13 protein-coding genes are annotated in these 14,400 nt (G+C 57.5%); 9 read left to right on the top strand and 4 right to left on the bottom strand.

What is annotated here, in order from left to right; all coding sequences use genetic code 11:
* Positions 1–66 precede the first annotated feature (66 nt).
* On the bottom strand, positions 67–882 hold the full coding sequence (locus ACYVI2_RS22700) for a putative hydro-lyase (protein WP_415821167.1): 816 nt from the start codon (positions 880–882) through the stop codon (positions 67–69).
* Positions 879–1,610, bottom strand: a complete 732-nt coding sequence (locus ACYVI2_RS22705; RefSeq protein WP_415821166.1) for a maleate cis-trans isomerase family protein — start codon at positions 1,608–1,610, stop codon at positions 879–881. Before ACYVI2_RS22705 ends, ACYVI2_RS22700 begins: the two co-directional genes overlap by 4 nt.
* 132 nt (positions 1,611–1,742) lie before the next feature.
* Between ACYVI2_RS22705 and ACYVI2_RS22710 the strand changes: the two genes are divergently transcribed.
* Positions 1,743–2,645, top strand: a complete 903-nt coding sequence (locus ACYVI2_RS22710) for a LysR family transcriptional regulator (RefSeq protein WP_415821165.1) — start codon at positions 1,743–1,745, stop codon at positions 2,643–2,645.
* A gap of 89 nt (positions 2,646–2,734) precedes the next feature.
* Here the strand turns inward: ACYVI2_RS22710 and ACYVI2_RS22715 are convergent, their stop codons facing one another.
* Entirely contained in the window at positions 2,735–3,547 is an 813-nt protein-coding gene (locus tag ACYVI2_RS22715) for an IclR family transcriptional regulator (RefSeq protein WP_415821164.1), read from the bottom strand.
* A gap of 167 nt (positions 3,548–3,714) precedes the next feature.
* Between ACYVI2_RS22715 and ACYVI2_RS22720 the strand changes: the two genes are divergently transcribed.
* From ACYVI2_RS22720 to ACYVI2_RS22755, 8 genes are all read left to right on the top strand, one after another.
* Positions 3,715–5,448 (top strand): FAD-dependent oxidoreductase, encoded by a 1,734-nt coding sequence (locus tag ACYVI2_RS22720; protein WP_415821163.1) that lies wholly within the window; start codon positions 3,715–3,717, stop codon positions 5,446–5,448.
* A gap of 24 nt (positions 5,449–5,472) precedes the next feature.
* Positions 5,473–6,240 carry an SDR family NAD(P)-dependent oxidoreductase gene (locus ACYVI2_RS22725; protein ID WP_415821162.1) on the top strand — a complete coding sequence of 256 codons (768 nt, stop codon included), beginning with the start codon at positions 5,473–5,475 and terminating at the stop codon, positions 6,238–6,240.
* 72 nt (positions 6,241–6,312) lie between these two features.
* On the top strand, positions 6,313–7,509 hold the full coding sequence (locus ACYVI2_RS22730; protein ID WP_415821161.1) for an ABC transporter substrate-binding protein: 1,197 nt from the start codon (positions 6,313–6,315) through the stop codon (positions 7,507–7,509).
* Between the two features lie 65 nt (positions 7,510–7,574).
* The gene (locus ACYVI2_RS22735; protein ID WP_415821160.1) at positions 7,575–8,498 is read left to right on the top strand and encodes a branched-chain amino acid ABC transporter permease; all 924 of its coding nucleotides are present in this window, start codon (positions 7,575–7,577) and stop codon (positions 8,496–8,498) included.
* Positions 8,495–10,273: a branched-chain amino acid ABC transporter ATP-binding protein/permease gene (locus ACYVI2_RS22740; protein ID WP_415821159.1), complete on the top strand. Its 1,779-nt coding sequence runs from the start codon at positions 8,495–8,497 to the stop codon at positions 10,271–10,273. The genes ACYVI2_RS22735 and ACYVI2_RS22740 overlap by 4 nt, the downstream gene beginning before the upstream one ends.
* Positions 10,274–10,289: 16 nt before the next feature.
* A complete protein-coding gene (locus ACYVI2_RS22745) occupies positions 10,290–11,000 on the top strand; it encodes an ABC transporter ATP-binding protein (RefSeq protein ID WP_415821158.1) in 711 nt (236 codons plus the stop codon).
* Positions 11,001–11,059: 59 nt separating this feature from the next.
* Positions 11,060–12,211 carry an NADH:flavin oxidoreductase/NADH oxidase gene (locus ACYVI2_RS22750; protein WP_415821157.1) on the top strand — a complete coding sequence of 384 codons (1,152 nt, stop codon included), beginning with the start codon at positions 11,060–11,062 and terminating at the stop codon, positions 12,209–12,211.
* Between the two features lie 88 nt (positions 12,212–12,299).
* On the top strand, positions 12,300–12,992 hold the full coding sequence (locus ACYVI2_RS22755; RefSeq protein ID WP_415821156.1) for an EthD domain-containing protein: 693 nt from the start codon (positions 12,300–12,302) through the stop codon (positions 12,990–12,992).
* A gap of 47 nt (positions 12,993–13,039) precedes the next feature.
* Here ACYVI2_RS22755 and ACYVI2_RS22760 read toward each other — a convergent pair whose 3' ends face one another.
* Entirely contained in the window at positions 13,040–14,398 is a 1,359-nt protein-coding gene (locus tag ACYVI2_RS22760; RefSeq protein ID WP_415821155.1) for an aminotransferase class I/II-fold pyridoxal phosphate-dependent enzyme, read from the bottom strand.
* Positions 14,399–14,400: the final 2 nt, after the last annotated feature.

Here is a 14,400-nt window from a genome sequence, read left to right on the forward strand (position 1 = left end):
GCGTGCGCGAGGCGACGCGGCGGAGCCAAGTGAATAACAGCAGGAGCCAAGTGGCTCTTATGCAATCTAGATCAAACGCAATTGTTCGACCGGGACATCGCCGATCAGCATGTGGCCTGGGGCGTGAGTAATCAGGATCGGGGGTTTGGCGAGGAGTGCCGCAGCCTGTGGCGTGACACCACAGCCCCAGAATACGGGGACTTCGCCAGGCAGGATGTCGGTGGGCTCGCCTTCGTCGGGGTGATGGACATCGGCGATGCCGATCTCGGCGGGGTTGCCCATATGGATGGGCGCGCCGTGTGCGCCGGGCAGGCGAGCACAGACTTCGTAAGCGATTCGGGCCTGTTCAGGCGTATAGGGCCGCATCGATACCACCATCGGTCCATGAAATGCGCCGACGCGTTTGGTCTGAATCGAGCTGTGATACATCGGGACGATTTTTCCTTCGTCCACATGCCTGACGCGCAGGCCTGCTTGTTCGAGAGCATATTCGAACGACAAGGAGCATCCCAACACAAAGCCTACGAAATCGTCCTGCCAGAGGCGGGAAACGTCATCGACTTCATCCACGAGCTGTCCATCGCGCCAGACGCGGTAGCGTGGCAGATCGGTTCTGAGGTCGATGTCAGTGCCTAGCATGGGCACTGCAGGATCACCGGGTTGGGTCATCCCGATCAAGGGGCAGGGCGTGGGGTTGGCCTGGCAGTAACCATAGAAATCCTCGGCCCAGCTTCTGGGCAGGATCACCAGATTGCCTTGGCCATAGCCCGGCGCCATGCCGCTGGTGTTGCCGTTGAACAAGCCCTGGCGCGCTTGCGCGCGAACACCCGCTGGTGTGGCGGCCCATGGCGGTAGTTGAGTTTGCGTATCGATGGATGTCATTGGGCGAGGTCCTCCGAGAATAAACGGCCGGTCGGCGTTGCCTGTTCGAGGCTGTCGATGGCATGTAAAGATGCCCATATCGTGGCCTGGTTTGACGTGACGACTGGCACGTTCAACGAGGCCTCCAGCGTCTGTACGCACTCCAGCGAGCGCCAGGCGGTACACGAGCAGAACAGCGCCTGTGCGCTGCCGTCGAAATGTTCGAGGGCAAACTGCGCGATTTCTGCAGGGTCCTGATCATTGATGGCCCGATGGCCGTTTGCGGCAGCCCGTACATCACCGTGCACGCCTTTGACGTCCATGCCTTGTGCGGTGTAGTACTCGGCGAGTTTTCGGTTCGTCCAGTCGGGATAGGGGGTCATGACGGAGATGGCGCGCACGTTCAATGACTGGAACGCTTTTGATACCGCGGTACTGGTGGTCACGCACGGAATGCCGGTGCGCTGCTCGATGGTGCTCCTGACCTGTTCGTCCCAATCTGCTCCGCGGTAAAAGCTGCCCGAGGTGCAAGCGTAGGCAATGACGTCTATCTTTGCGGTGGCCAGCAGCGCGGCTTTTTCCTGCAGATCCCGATTCATCAGGTCTAACGACGCCTCAGTCATCGTGCCATCAGGAATGTACAAGCGTTCGCTGTGCACGGTCACCGCGTCAGATAGCAGCCGCTGAAAATCGGCTTCGACGGATGTGTTGGTCGATGGAATGAGAATACCGATACGCTTTGGAATCATGCCGTTCCTTTCCCCGGATCTGTGTTGTGACCGCTTTGGTACACTTTTATGTCACTGCCACTCCCATCCTATATGGCATGTCAGGGGTGAGGGTAATCAAAATTCCTAAAGGGGCTGCGGTCAATTTCTATCATGGTGATATCCCTTACCCAGATAGAGACTTTTTACTGGGTTGCCCGGCTAAAAAGTTTCCATGCGGCCTCCCGGCATCTGCATTTGACGCAGCCGACGGTGTCTACGCGCATCCACGAACTCGAAGGCGTAGTGGGCTACCGGCTTTTCGAGCGCGACGCAAAGGGCGCGGCTCTGACGCCTAAAGGCGCATCGTTTCTGAACAAGGCGACGCAGTTGCTCAAGCTCGCCGACGATGTGTTGACCGAGGATGTGGTGCCGATGCGCGGTCTGCTGCGATTGGGCACTAATGAGTCCGCTGCGCTATCTGGATTAGGGGCGTTTCTTGCCGGCCTCAGCGAACGCTATCCCTCGTTGCAAGTGGAACTAAGCGTAGACGTCGGCTCTATTTTGCGCGGCAGATTGTGTGCGGGGGGATTGGATTTCGCCATTTCCACCGATCCTGGCGCTCATCCGCATATTCGCGACGTGTTGTTGGGTGATTCTGAAATGTGCTGGGTCGGTGCAAAGGGAAAGGTCAAACAGACTGCGCCCCTGACAGCGGCCGATATTGCGCGCATGCCTGTGCTGACGGTGCCGGCGCCGTCTGCGTTGCATGCGCTGAATATGTCGTGGTTCGCTGGCGCACGCGTTTCGCCTCCACGAGTTAATTCGTGCAATTCATTGGCAGTCATGGTGCGCCTGGTCGTGTCTGGCACGGCAGTGGCGATCTTGCCGCGCGCCATTCTGGAGCGCGAGTTGGCCGATGACAGTATCGATATCCTGACGGTTGACCGGCCAGTGCCGCCGCTGGCTATTTATGCGTCGTTCCCGCTCATCGGCGACATACGTATATCGGAAAGCATCGCAGACATGGCGCGCGAGGCGTTGTTGGATTCGCAGTTGATTCAGAGGGTAGGCTGATTTGCTGCTGTTGCATTATTAAATGTTTGTGGTGCGCGATGAAATTCAGTGCCCGCATATCAGCTGAACTGCCTCTGTCAAAGTCATATCTAGCGAGTCTGACTGCCTAGTCGTTTTGAGACTTCCAGGCTACATGCGCGCACGGCCTTTGCCTGCGGTCCGTTCCAATCCGGGTTAAAGGACTGGGATCGTCCCATGAGGGTGATTCCCAGGACGATGTTACCGGAATAGTCGAATACGGGTGCGGCAAACGAACAGACACCTGGCGTGGGGTTGTTGACCGCACGAGATACGCCATATTTGCGTACGTCTTTCATCATGTCGTGCAGTTCGTCGGGATCGGTTGGTTTGGCAATGTCCGGCCCGAGACGCCGGGCGTCTTCGAGGAGAGATTCCTCTATCAGCTTGGCTGGCAAATAGGCCGCGAACACCCGGCCCGTGGCCGTGCCAGCCAGGGACATGACCGTTCCTGTACGGATATTCGTGTGCAGAGGATAGATGGCGTCAAACAGGAACACCACCGTCGGGCCATGATTGCCCCAGACGGACAACGCGACGCTGTGTCCTGTGTCTCTGGCCAGGGCCTCTGCGAAGGGCGTTGCTTCACGCACGGGATTGAGCATACGCAGTGTCACCAAGCCGAGTTGCATGGCGGTGGGGCCGAGCCAGTAAAAGCCCGTAGAAGCCTCCTGCGTCACCAGCCCCAGTTTGGAAAAGCTCACTAAGTAGGGGTGTGCCTTGCCCGGCGCCATGTTGGCAGCTTTGGCGAGCTCGCGCAGCGGCATTGGACGGCCTTGTGTTCCCAGTGCCAGCAGTAATTGGCCACCCGTTTCTATGGATTGAATGCCGCGGCGTTCTTTTTCCAAGTTCGTGTCGTTGTTGTCTTCATGGGGTGCCTTCATAGGGGTCTCCTGGTCGGCAGATTCTAGCAACTTCGCTATTAGCCAACGTCCTATGAAATTAATCAATATCGATCGAATAATATTAGGGTAAATCATTAGATAATAAATAAAACGTTATCCATATACTAACGTCACAGCGAGACGAGAAATTACAAAGGAGCGTGGGCATGAGTGAGCAGGAGACGGAGTACGACGTTCTGGTGATCGGCACGGGAGCGTCGGGCATGTCGGCAGCCGTGACAGCCGCATATCAAGGGCTGAACGTGTTGGTCATCGACAAGGCTCCGCTTTTTGGGGGCACAACTGCTCGATCAGGAGGGTGGCTGTGGATCCCTGGGACCAAGCTCGCCAAGGAGCAGGGAATCAACGAACCTCCTGGCGCGGCTCGAGCCTATTTGCAGCATGAGGCAACGACGCATTTCGATAGCGCGCGGGTAGATGCCTTTATCGAAAACGGGCCTAAAGCCATCGATTTTTTTACGGAGAAGACCTGCGTGCAGTTTGATATGCCGCCGGTGTTCCCTGACTATCATGCCGAAGCGCCAGGTGGTCAGCCTGGCGGACGTTCGATGGTGACTCGGCCTTTTGACGCCAGGGAGCTGGGAGCGCGAGTCGCGCAATTAGCGCCTCCTGTTCCGGAGTTGACGGTATTCGGGATGATGCTCGGCTCTGGCAAGGAGCTCTGGCATTTCCTGCGCGCGTTCAAGTCGTTCGAATCGTTCTGGTATGTGGTCAAGCGCTTCGGCGGTCACCTCGTGGATGTGATGAAGTATGGACGCGGGATGACGCTGACCAACGGTAATGCGTTGGCAGGCCGGCTTTTTAAAGCGGGCATGGACCTGAATATTCCAGTGTGGCTGAGTTGTCCCGCCAGCCGCCTGATCGTCGAAGGCAATGCGGTCGTCGGCGCATCGGTCATGCGTGAGGGCAAGCCGATCGATATTCGCGTGCGCCGAGGCGTGGTGTTGGCGTGCGGGGGATTCCCCCACGATATCGAGCGTCGCAAGCAACTGTTTCCCCATGCACCTACCGGCCAGGAACATTTCACGCCTTCGCCTGCGTTGAATACGGGTGATGGGTTGCGTTTGGGCGAGTCGGTCGGAGGATGGGTGGATCCCAGTATTCCGAATGCGGCGGCATGGTGCCCGACCTCCGTGACAAGGCGCAAGGACGGTTCTCAAGGGGTCATGCCCCATTTCATAGACCGGGCAAAGCCCGGTGTCATTGCGGTGACGGCAAAGGGGAAGCGGTTTACCAACGAGGCGCTGTCGTATCACGATTTCGTTCAAGAGCTCGTGAAAGCGTGCAAGGACGATGCCGAGGTGGCCTGCTGGCTTATTTGTGATCATGAGCATTTGCGGGAGTACGGATTGGGGGCGGTAGCTCCGTTTCCCTTGCCTATCGGCAAACACCTGAAAAACGGTTATTTGAAGCGGGGAAGCAGCCTTCAGGAGCTGGCCCAAGTCATTGGCGTGCCTGTCACTGCCTTGCAAGAGGAGGTCGAAACATTCAATCGGGATGCTTCGTCGGGTGTCGATACGCAATTCGCCAAAGGCAGCACCGCCTACAACCGTTACCAAGGCGACTCACTGGTCCAGCCCAATCCTTGCATGGCGCCGATTCGCAAGGGACCTTTCTATGCGATCAAGGTTGTGGTCGGCGAAATCGGTACATTCGCCGGTCTCGCGACGAATGCTTCTTGCCAGGTGTTGACGAAGGATGGCCAAGTAGTCAGAGGTCTTTATGCCGTGGGCAATGATGCAGCCAGCGTCATGGGTGGCAATTATCCGGGCGCGGGTATTACGCTCGGGCCGGCAGTCACCTTTGGCTATGTCGCAGGCCAGACTTTGACCAGGCAAGCCGATTTGCAGATCGCTGAACCGCAGCGTGTATCTGCCTGAGCATTGAATGGAAAGGACCGAAGAATGAACATTTCTGAATGCATGGCACCGCAGATTTTGCGTGGACGAATTGCACTGGTGACGGGAGCGGGGCAGGGTAATGGCAAGGCCATCGCCAAGGGCTTGGCAAAGGCTGGGGCTCGCGTGATCGTGACAGACCTGAATGAGACCAATGCCAAGGCCGTTGCCACCGAAATTGGCGTGAGCGCAGTGGCCTATCAATTAGACGTGACATCGCGCGAGGCTTGCCTGGCATTGGCGCAGACGGTGGCGGTTGACATAGGTCCTATCGATATTTTGGTCAACAATGCAGGCATCATCATCCGTGAGGGATTAGACAGTCCTGAAGTGGCGTCAAACCTCGAACGCACACTGAAGGTGAATGTGATGGGGAGTTTCCTCCCCACGCAGGCCTGGCTGGGCGCGCTCAAGGCGACCAAAGGCGTGATCATCAATGTGGGTTCGATCGCATCGAGCGCCGGCATTCCCAATGTGGTTGGCTATTCGCCGTCCAAAGGCGCGGTCAAGCTGATGACACAGGCCCTGGCCGTGGAGCTGGCAAAGGACGGAATCCGTGTCAACGCGATCGCGCCGGGTGTGATCGAGACACCGATGACGTCATACACGCGACAGGCGCCTGAGCGGCTCGAAAAATTCATGCTGCGCACCCCCATGGCCCGTGTCGGCCAGCCTGAGGAACTGGCAGGACCCGTGGTGTTTCTGGCATCGGATATGGCCAGCTATGTGACAGGCGTGACGCTGCCTGTCGATGGCGGTTTCCTGGCGGCCTGATTTCTGGGTCGCCCAGTGGTAGTTCCACATATTGAATGCGTCGAGTTCAACAAAAAATACGAGGAGACATCTATGAGCATTCCCAAGCTCTTCAAGCAGGCGATTCTGATCACTAGTCTTGCCGTTGCCGCCTCGGCGGGCGCACAAGACATCAAGCTGGGATATAACGGCGACTTGTCCGCTTCCCCCTCTGCGCAGAGTGGCCAGGCGGCCGTATTGGGTATGGCTGCTGCGATCGAGGATATCAATGCCGCAGGTGGTGTGTTGGGCAAGAAGCTGGTGTTGATTACCCGTGACGACGTCTCTTCGCCGCCGAAGTCAATCCAGAATATGAGCGAGCTGATCGATAACGAAAAGGTCGCCGTGGTCTTCGGCCCTACGAATTCCGGCAATGCGATGGCGTGGAAGCACATCGCCAATCAAAAGAAGATCCCGGTCATCGGCAACGTGGCATCGGGTTCTGACATCACCAAGCCGATGCGCCCTGGCGCCGATAACTATATGTTTCGTGTCTCGATGCAAGATCGAGAACAGGTTGCGGCATTGATGGGCTATGTGAAGAAAAATGCCGAGGCTTCAAAGGTCATCGGCTTGATGGCCGAGACCACGGGTTATGGTCAAGGCGGCTTGAAGGATATGCAGGAAATCGCCAAGCTGCAGGGTATCGACATTGCCGAGACAGAGCGGTTCGGCGTTGCCGATACGGATATGACGTCTCAACTGAACAAGATGAAGTCGGCCGGTGTGGACACGATTGTGGTCTGGGCACAAGGCACACCGATCGCGCAGTTGGTTCGCAGCATGGAAAAAATCAACTATTTTCCATTGGTGCTGTCGTCTTGGGCGGCCGACAACATCACGTTCTATGATGCGGCCGGAAAGACATTGGCCGAAAAGCCAATTTTCATGCGCACGGTTTCCGATACGTTTACCCCTGCGCAGCAAAAGCTGTTTGATCGTATTGGTTCCAAACTGAAAGCGCCTGGCTCTTTTTCGTTCGCACTGCATGGTTACGACTCGACCATGCTCTATGCTGCCGCTGCAAAGCAGGCTGGCAGCATCGACGGCCCGGCCATTCGTGCGGCGCTTGAGGACCTGACGACTCCCGTGCAAGGTTTGCTCAAGACTTATGACAAGCCGTTCAGCAAGACGGATCACGAAGCATTGCGTGCCAAAGATTTTGTCTGGATCCGCTGGAAAGACGGCAAACTCATGCCCTACACGGATGCGGTGATCGGTTCGCTGGGTGACGCGGATATCAAGAAATAAAGAATGACGCATGGCTTTGACCTGGGATGCTGACGGCGGCCAGGTAAAGCATCTCGGAGGCAATGATGGCAGAGGCGCTTTTGCAGGCGATTCTCAGTGGCCTGGCCGTGGGCGGTGCCTACGCGTTGGTCGCACTGGGGTTCAGTATCACCTTTACGACGACTAAGACCTTGAATTTCTCGCACGGTGAGTTTGTTTCTGCGGGGGCATTCATCGGCATGAGCGTGCTCTTCCTGGCGCTTGGCTTGCCGGTAACGTCGACTTCGTTCGGGCAAGCATTGCCGGGGACGGGAGCCCAACTGTTGGCGCTTGCCGCGGCGCTAGGGGTCATGGGGATATTGGGATGGGTGCTTTACTCGATTGGCGTTCGTCCATTCGCGGGGCGCCCAGGTATGGCCTGGGTGATGAGTACGCTGGGCTTTGGGGTGATTTTGCAAAGCGTTGGCTTGGCCATATGGGGGCCAAAACCGGTTGTGGTCCCCGCGCCTGTCGGCGATGCTGTTATCCGAGTGTTCGGCATCGGTGTTCGCCCGCAAGAGCTCTTGATGTTGGGGGTGGCCGTCGTGGTCATGATCGGATTCGATTTTGTCATGAACCGCACGATGGTGGGCAAGGCCATGCGCGCAGTGGCGGCTAATGGCAGCATCGCCAGCCTGATGGGCATAAATACTAATACAGTCATGATTGGCGCATTTGTAGTGAGTTCCGCACTGGCAGGGCTGTCGGGATTCTTATTGGCCCCGATTGCCCAAGCCTCTATTTTTATGGGGCTGACGGTGGGGTTGAAGGGTTTCTCCGGAGCCATGATCGGCGGGCTCAGTAATCCTCGAGGTTGCGTCATCGGCGGGTTTGTACTGGGCGTTCTCGAATCACTGGTGAATCTATGGCAGGCGCAATGGCGCGAGGTTGCCGTGTTCGTCTTGGTGATTCTGGTTCTGGCCGTACGCCCAACGGGCTTGTTCGGAAAGAAAATGGTGGAGAAGGTATGAAAGACCGCCTACATTTCCCGCTAGTCGTGCTGGCCGCAGCGATCTTGGCTGGTGCGATGTCATTCGTCGGCAACGATTACTACCTGCGCATTGTTTTCATGATGTGTGTCTACTATCTCTGCGCTGCTGGCATGAATGTGTTGGTAGGGTACGCGGGGCAAAAATCTCTCGGCCAGGCAGGGCTGTTCGCCGCCGGCGCCTATGCTGTGGCGCTGATCACCACGGGGACTGAGGTCAACCCTTGGCTCGCGCTGGTGATCGCTGCAGGTATTTCAGGCTTGTGTGGCGTTTTGATTGCCTTGCCATCGTTGAGAGTCAAGGGTCCCTATCTCGCAATGGTGACCTTGGCTTTCGGTATTGTGGTTGAGAAAATCGTCGGCGAATGGACCGAAGTATTTGGCGGAGCCACGGGCATTTACGGCATCAGACCGCTGACGTGGGATGATGAGCCCTTGACGTCGCAGCAGTGGGTGGGATTTGGAATTGTTCTCTGTGCTGTTACGCACTTGTTGTTGCGTAATCTGCTGCGAGGCCGTTTTGGCCGTGCGTTTCTGTCGTTGCAGGCTGATGAGATCGCGTCCTCGTCGGTAGGAGTACGGGTCTATCGCGCCAAGGTGATCGCATTTGTGGTGGCAGCGGTCACCTGCGGGATCGCGGGAGCGCTGGTCGCGCAGCAGAATCAATACATTAATTCTGACTTCATCACATTCCACTTATCGATTTTTATCCTGTTGTTGGTCCTGTTTGGTGGCGCGGGGTCGCAATATGGGCCCTTGGTGGGTGCAGTCATTTTGACGTTGATTGATGCTCTCCTGGCACGTTGGCCTTCGGTACAGCATTTTCTGTACGGCTTCTTGTTGCTCTTTGCGCTCTATGTGATGCCGGGAGGCGTAACGGGATTATTTGCGAAGTGGTTTCGCCGGCCGGCACAGGCACTGCAGACCGGCAGCGCCGGTAGTGAGTCGACGCGAATCGGTCCCAAAGGAGAGGGCGAACTACTGATCGCGCAAGGTGTTACTAAGCACTTTGGGGGAGTGAAGCCCGCACAGAATGTGTCGTTTCAGTTGCAGCGCGGGCATATCCACGCCTTGATCGGGCCAAATGGCGCGGGCAAGAGCACCATGATTAATATGCTCACGGGCTTGATCCCTCCTAGTGAAGGCTCCATTCGGTTTCTTGGCCAGGAAATTTCGGGACGTCCGGTGTATTCGATCTGCTGCATGGGCATGGGGCGGACGTTCCAGAACCTGCGATTGTTCGCAGAGCTTTCTGTGCTGGATAACGTCATGCTCGGCCGGCATAGCAGGATGACGAACGGCTTTTTCGCATCTATGTTGATGCTGCCAAATGCCAGGAAGCAAGAAGTCGCCACACGTGACCGGGCGCTGCAGTTGCTGGATCTGGTGGGATTGTCGCATTTGGCGCATCAACCGGCCGGCAGTTTGCCATATGGGTTGCAGCGTAGAGTGGAGCTCGCGCGAGCATTGGCGACTGAGCCACAACTGCTGTTGCTGGATGAGCCGGCTGCAGGTTTGAACCCGCAGGAGACTGCCGAGCTAGGGCAATTGCTGGTGCGTGTCGGGAAATGCGGCGTGAGCATTCTGATGGTCGAGCATCACATGGATCTGGTCATGTCGATCTCTGATCATGTGATTGTGCTGGACTACGGGGTCAAGATCGCCGAGGGCAAGCCCTCGGAAGTGCAGAGTAACCCTCGCGTGGTGGAGGCTTACCTGGGTGTCGACGAGCCCGAGGGCGCAACTGCTACCGCTTAGCCTGGGAGGCCTAAATATGTTGAAACTCGATTCAGTCAAGATCGCCTATGGTGCGATCCAGGCCGTCAAAGGTGTGTGCCTGGAGGTCCGTGCGGGAGAGGTGGTGACGATCATCGGCGCAAACGGCGCGGGCAAGAGCACGTTGCTGAAGAGTATTTGCGGCCTGGAGCCTGTCGCCGAAGGCAGTATCAAATTTAACGGAGCTGATGTGACAACCGTAAAGGCTCATGAACGCGTGTCGCTGGGCGTGGCAATGTCTCCAGAGGGGCGCGGGATATTTGCGGATCAGACCGTACGCGAGAACTTGACCCTCGGCGGGTATTGCCGGCGCAAGGATCCCGCTGCGGTGGAGGCGGCTATCGAACGGGAGTTCAAACGATTCCCGCGCCTGCGCGAACGTCAGGATCAGCTTGCTGGAACGATGTCTGGCGGCGAACAGCAGATGCTGGCGATTTCTCGCGCGTTAATGAGTGAGCCTCGGTTGTTGTTGCTGGATGAACCCTCGCTCGGTTTGGCCCCGTTGATTATTAAGGACATCTTTAATGCGATTCGTCAGTTGCGTGAATCGGGGTTGACCATTTTGTTGGTCGAGCAAATGGCCAAGCAGGCGCTGGGTGTGGCCGATCGCGCCTACGTGCTGGAAACCGGCTGCATTACGTTAGAGGGCACGGGGCGAGAGCTGCTGAACGATCCGAAAGTCAAAGCGGCGTATCTCGGTACGCATTGACGAATTGATGTGCACGAAGGTGCCGCAATGTATGGTCTTTTGATCCAGGAGCTTGAGTTTTGACTTCTACTGAACCTCTGCTTTTTCAACCGATCAAGCTTCGCTCTCTGGAGTTGAAGAATCGAGTGGTGATTTCGCCTATGTGCCAACATGCGGCGGAGGCAGGCCACGCGACACCTTGGCATTTGGTGCACTTGGGAAAGTTCGCGTTGGGCGGCGCCGGTTTGATTTTGACTGAGAGTACGGCGGTCGACCCTCGTGGGCGCATTGGGACGGCCGATCTGGGGCTGTGGAGAGACAGCCAGATCGCGCCGCTGAAGTCCGTGGTTGAATTTGTCCACGCGAATGGTGCGGCCATAGGGGTCCAGTTGGCGCACGCTGGTCGAAAGGCGGGCAGCGAGCCGTTATGGGAGGGCGGTGCCGCGTTATCGGAATCCCGCCTGGCTGGGGATGCCGAGCCATGGGAGCGGCTCGGACCAAGCGCACTGGCGGCCGGGCCGGGATGGTCGGCTCCGCAGGTGCTCACTGCAGACGGGATCGCCGGGGTAATACAGCAGTTTGTCGAGGCTGCTGTACGCGCGGACCAGGCAGGTTTTGATGTGGTGGAGTTGCATTTTGGCCATGGCTATCTGGTCGCAAGTTTTTTATCACCGCATTCGAATCATCGAGATGACGAATGGGGCGGAGATCTGGCAAGGCGGATGCGGCTGGCACTCGAGATTGCTCGTGCCGTCCGCACGGTATGGCCGCCAAACAAACCTCTTTTCTGCCGGCTGTCGGCCGTTGATGGCAGTGTGGACGGTTGGAGCTTGGACGATTCGATTGCGTTATCTCGAGAGCTCGCAGCCTGCGGCGTCGATGTGATTGACTGTTCGTCGGGCGGCTTGACAGAAGAGACGCGTGCGCTGCCTGTGCCTCGTGGCTTGGGATTTCAAGTGCCGTTTTCAGAGCGAATTCGCAACGAGGCCAACGTGATAACGCAGGCCGTCGGCATGATCGTTGATGCAGATCAGGCCGAAGCCATACTTGCTGAAGGCAGGGCTGATCTGATCGCACTGGGACGCGAGGCACTATTCGATCCGTACTGGGCGCACCACGCGGCATTGACGCTAGGCGTAGATCCTCGTTATGAGCGTTGGCCAGTCAGGCATGGCGTTTGGCTGGCCAAACGTGCACCAGGGCTGGCTCGTGCGCGAGCGGCCGAAACATGAGGTGATCGTTTGCGAAATTACTGTTGCCAGCCTTCTTGAGCAGACGGCAGAGGTTATTTTTGCTCGTTGAATAAAGCTAGGAGTCGCGATGAATGTCAGGATTGGATTAATTCGCAAGAAAACGGATTGGGCTTTTGACGCGTTTGACGCCTATTGGCGCGATAGTCACGGAGCACTTGCGGCACGCGCGCCCGGTCTGCGTGAATATTGGCAGAACCTGGTGGTAGACCGCGAGCAGCGAGGCATTGATTTTGAGCGGGGACCATGGGACTTTGATGGTTTCTCGCAACTCTGGTTTGATGACGTACAACAATCAGCGTTCGCGTTTGGCAACAGTGCTATAGCAGAGGATCTGGTCAGGGATGAACACCATTTCCTAGGGGATCTGCATATCGTTACGGCGCAGCAGTCTGTCGTGATTCCGTTGACCGATCATGAGCGCGCAAGAAACCTGAAACGTATCTCTCTCCTGCGCCGGCTGCCGACGTTGAGCGAAGAGGACTTTAAACGCGAGTGGCGTATTCATGGTGAACTCGTGAAAAAAATGCCCGGCGTGAGTGGCTATCGCCAGAATGTGGTGATAGCGCGAGAGCGCGACAAAGGCACGCCGTGCGATCATGACGCGTTGCCGATCGATGGCATTGTCGAGTTGTGGTTCAAGGACGAACAAACACTGCAGGATGCTTTTGCCTCATCTGCAGGGCAGACCACTATGGCCCATGCGAAAACATTTCTGGGGGACATCACGGCGTTCTTGGTTGCTGAGCGCCGGATTATTTGAGACGCAGCAGGATAGGGTGGTCCGACTGCGAGGCTGGCAGTTCGACGTTAATGCCCGTTTTGCAACAACGCACTCAATGCCGCAACTGTACGCGTGAGTTGTGCTTCGGTATGCAGGCACGAAATAAAGAACCGCAATCGCGCGGATTTTTCCGGCACGGCTGGGTACAGGATGGGCTGTACGTTGATGCCTTGTTCGAACAACGAGGCCGACAGGCGCGCGGCTTTTAATGAACTGGCGGTGATGGCAGGCACGACCGCATAACCCGTACTGCTGCCGGTGTCGATGCCGGCGGCCTGTGCGGTTTCCAGGAAATAACGGCCACGTGCCTGCATTGTGGCAACGCGTTCTGGCAGGTCCTGCATGCGGCGCAACGCGGCCAGCGACGCGGCGGCGACGCTGGGGGGCATGCCCACGCTGTATAGAAAGCCCGGCGCCAGGAACTTCAGGTGCTCGATCAGAGCATGTTCACCGGCAATGTATCCTCCGCAGCCCGCCAGCGTTTTGCTGAGCGTGCCCATCCAGATGTCTACGTCTTTACCGGCCAGGCCAAAATGCTCGCGAATGCCATAGCCGCGTTTGCCCATGACACCGAGCGAATGCGCCTCGTCCACCATCAAGAAGGCTTTGTGGCGGCGTTTGATCTCGACGAAGCGGGGCAGGTCGGGGTAGTCGCCATCCATGCTGTAGATGCCTTCGAGCACAATGAGGACGCGTTCGAATTGGTGGCGTTGCTCGGTCAGAATGTCGTCCAGGGCCGCCCAGTCGTTATGGGGAAAGGACAGGCGGCGGGCGCCGGATAGCTGTGCACCCTGCAGGATGCTGTTGTGGATGAACTCGTCGTGCAGGATCAGGTCGCGCGGGCCGAACAGGTAGCCGATGGTGGATACGTTGGTCGCATGGCCGCTGACGAATGCGATGGCCTCGTCGACTTCGTAGATATTGGCGAGGGCGCGCTCGAGCTCGCGATGGATGGGGCGTTCGCCCGACACTAGCCGGCTGGCGGATACGGAAGTGCCATAGCGCTCCATGGCCTGGCGTGCGGCGGCCTGGACCACAGGGTCGCCGGACATGCCCAGATAGTTGTAGCTGGCGTAGTTGATGTAGGACTTGCCGCCAATCTGGGTGTCGGCACCGGCGGTGCCTTCGTGCAGCTTGAAAAATGGGCTGCGCACGCCCATGCGGGCGGCGCCTTCGTTCATGATTTGCAGCTGACGGTATCCCGGATGCAGATCGAATCGATAGAACTCTTCGGGAATGGCATTTTTGCGCGCGGACGATTGGAATAGCGTCCGCGACGGCGGCTCTTGCCCGGCTTGGCGCAGCTTGCGTTCCAGGGCTTGCTGGATCAGCTTGTCTTTGATGCTGGCTGAGAGGCCGGGCAGGCCTTTTTTAGTGAGGCTCACGG

Source organism: Bordetella tumbae, from assembly GCF_054780995.1.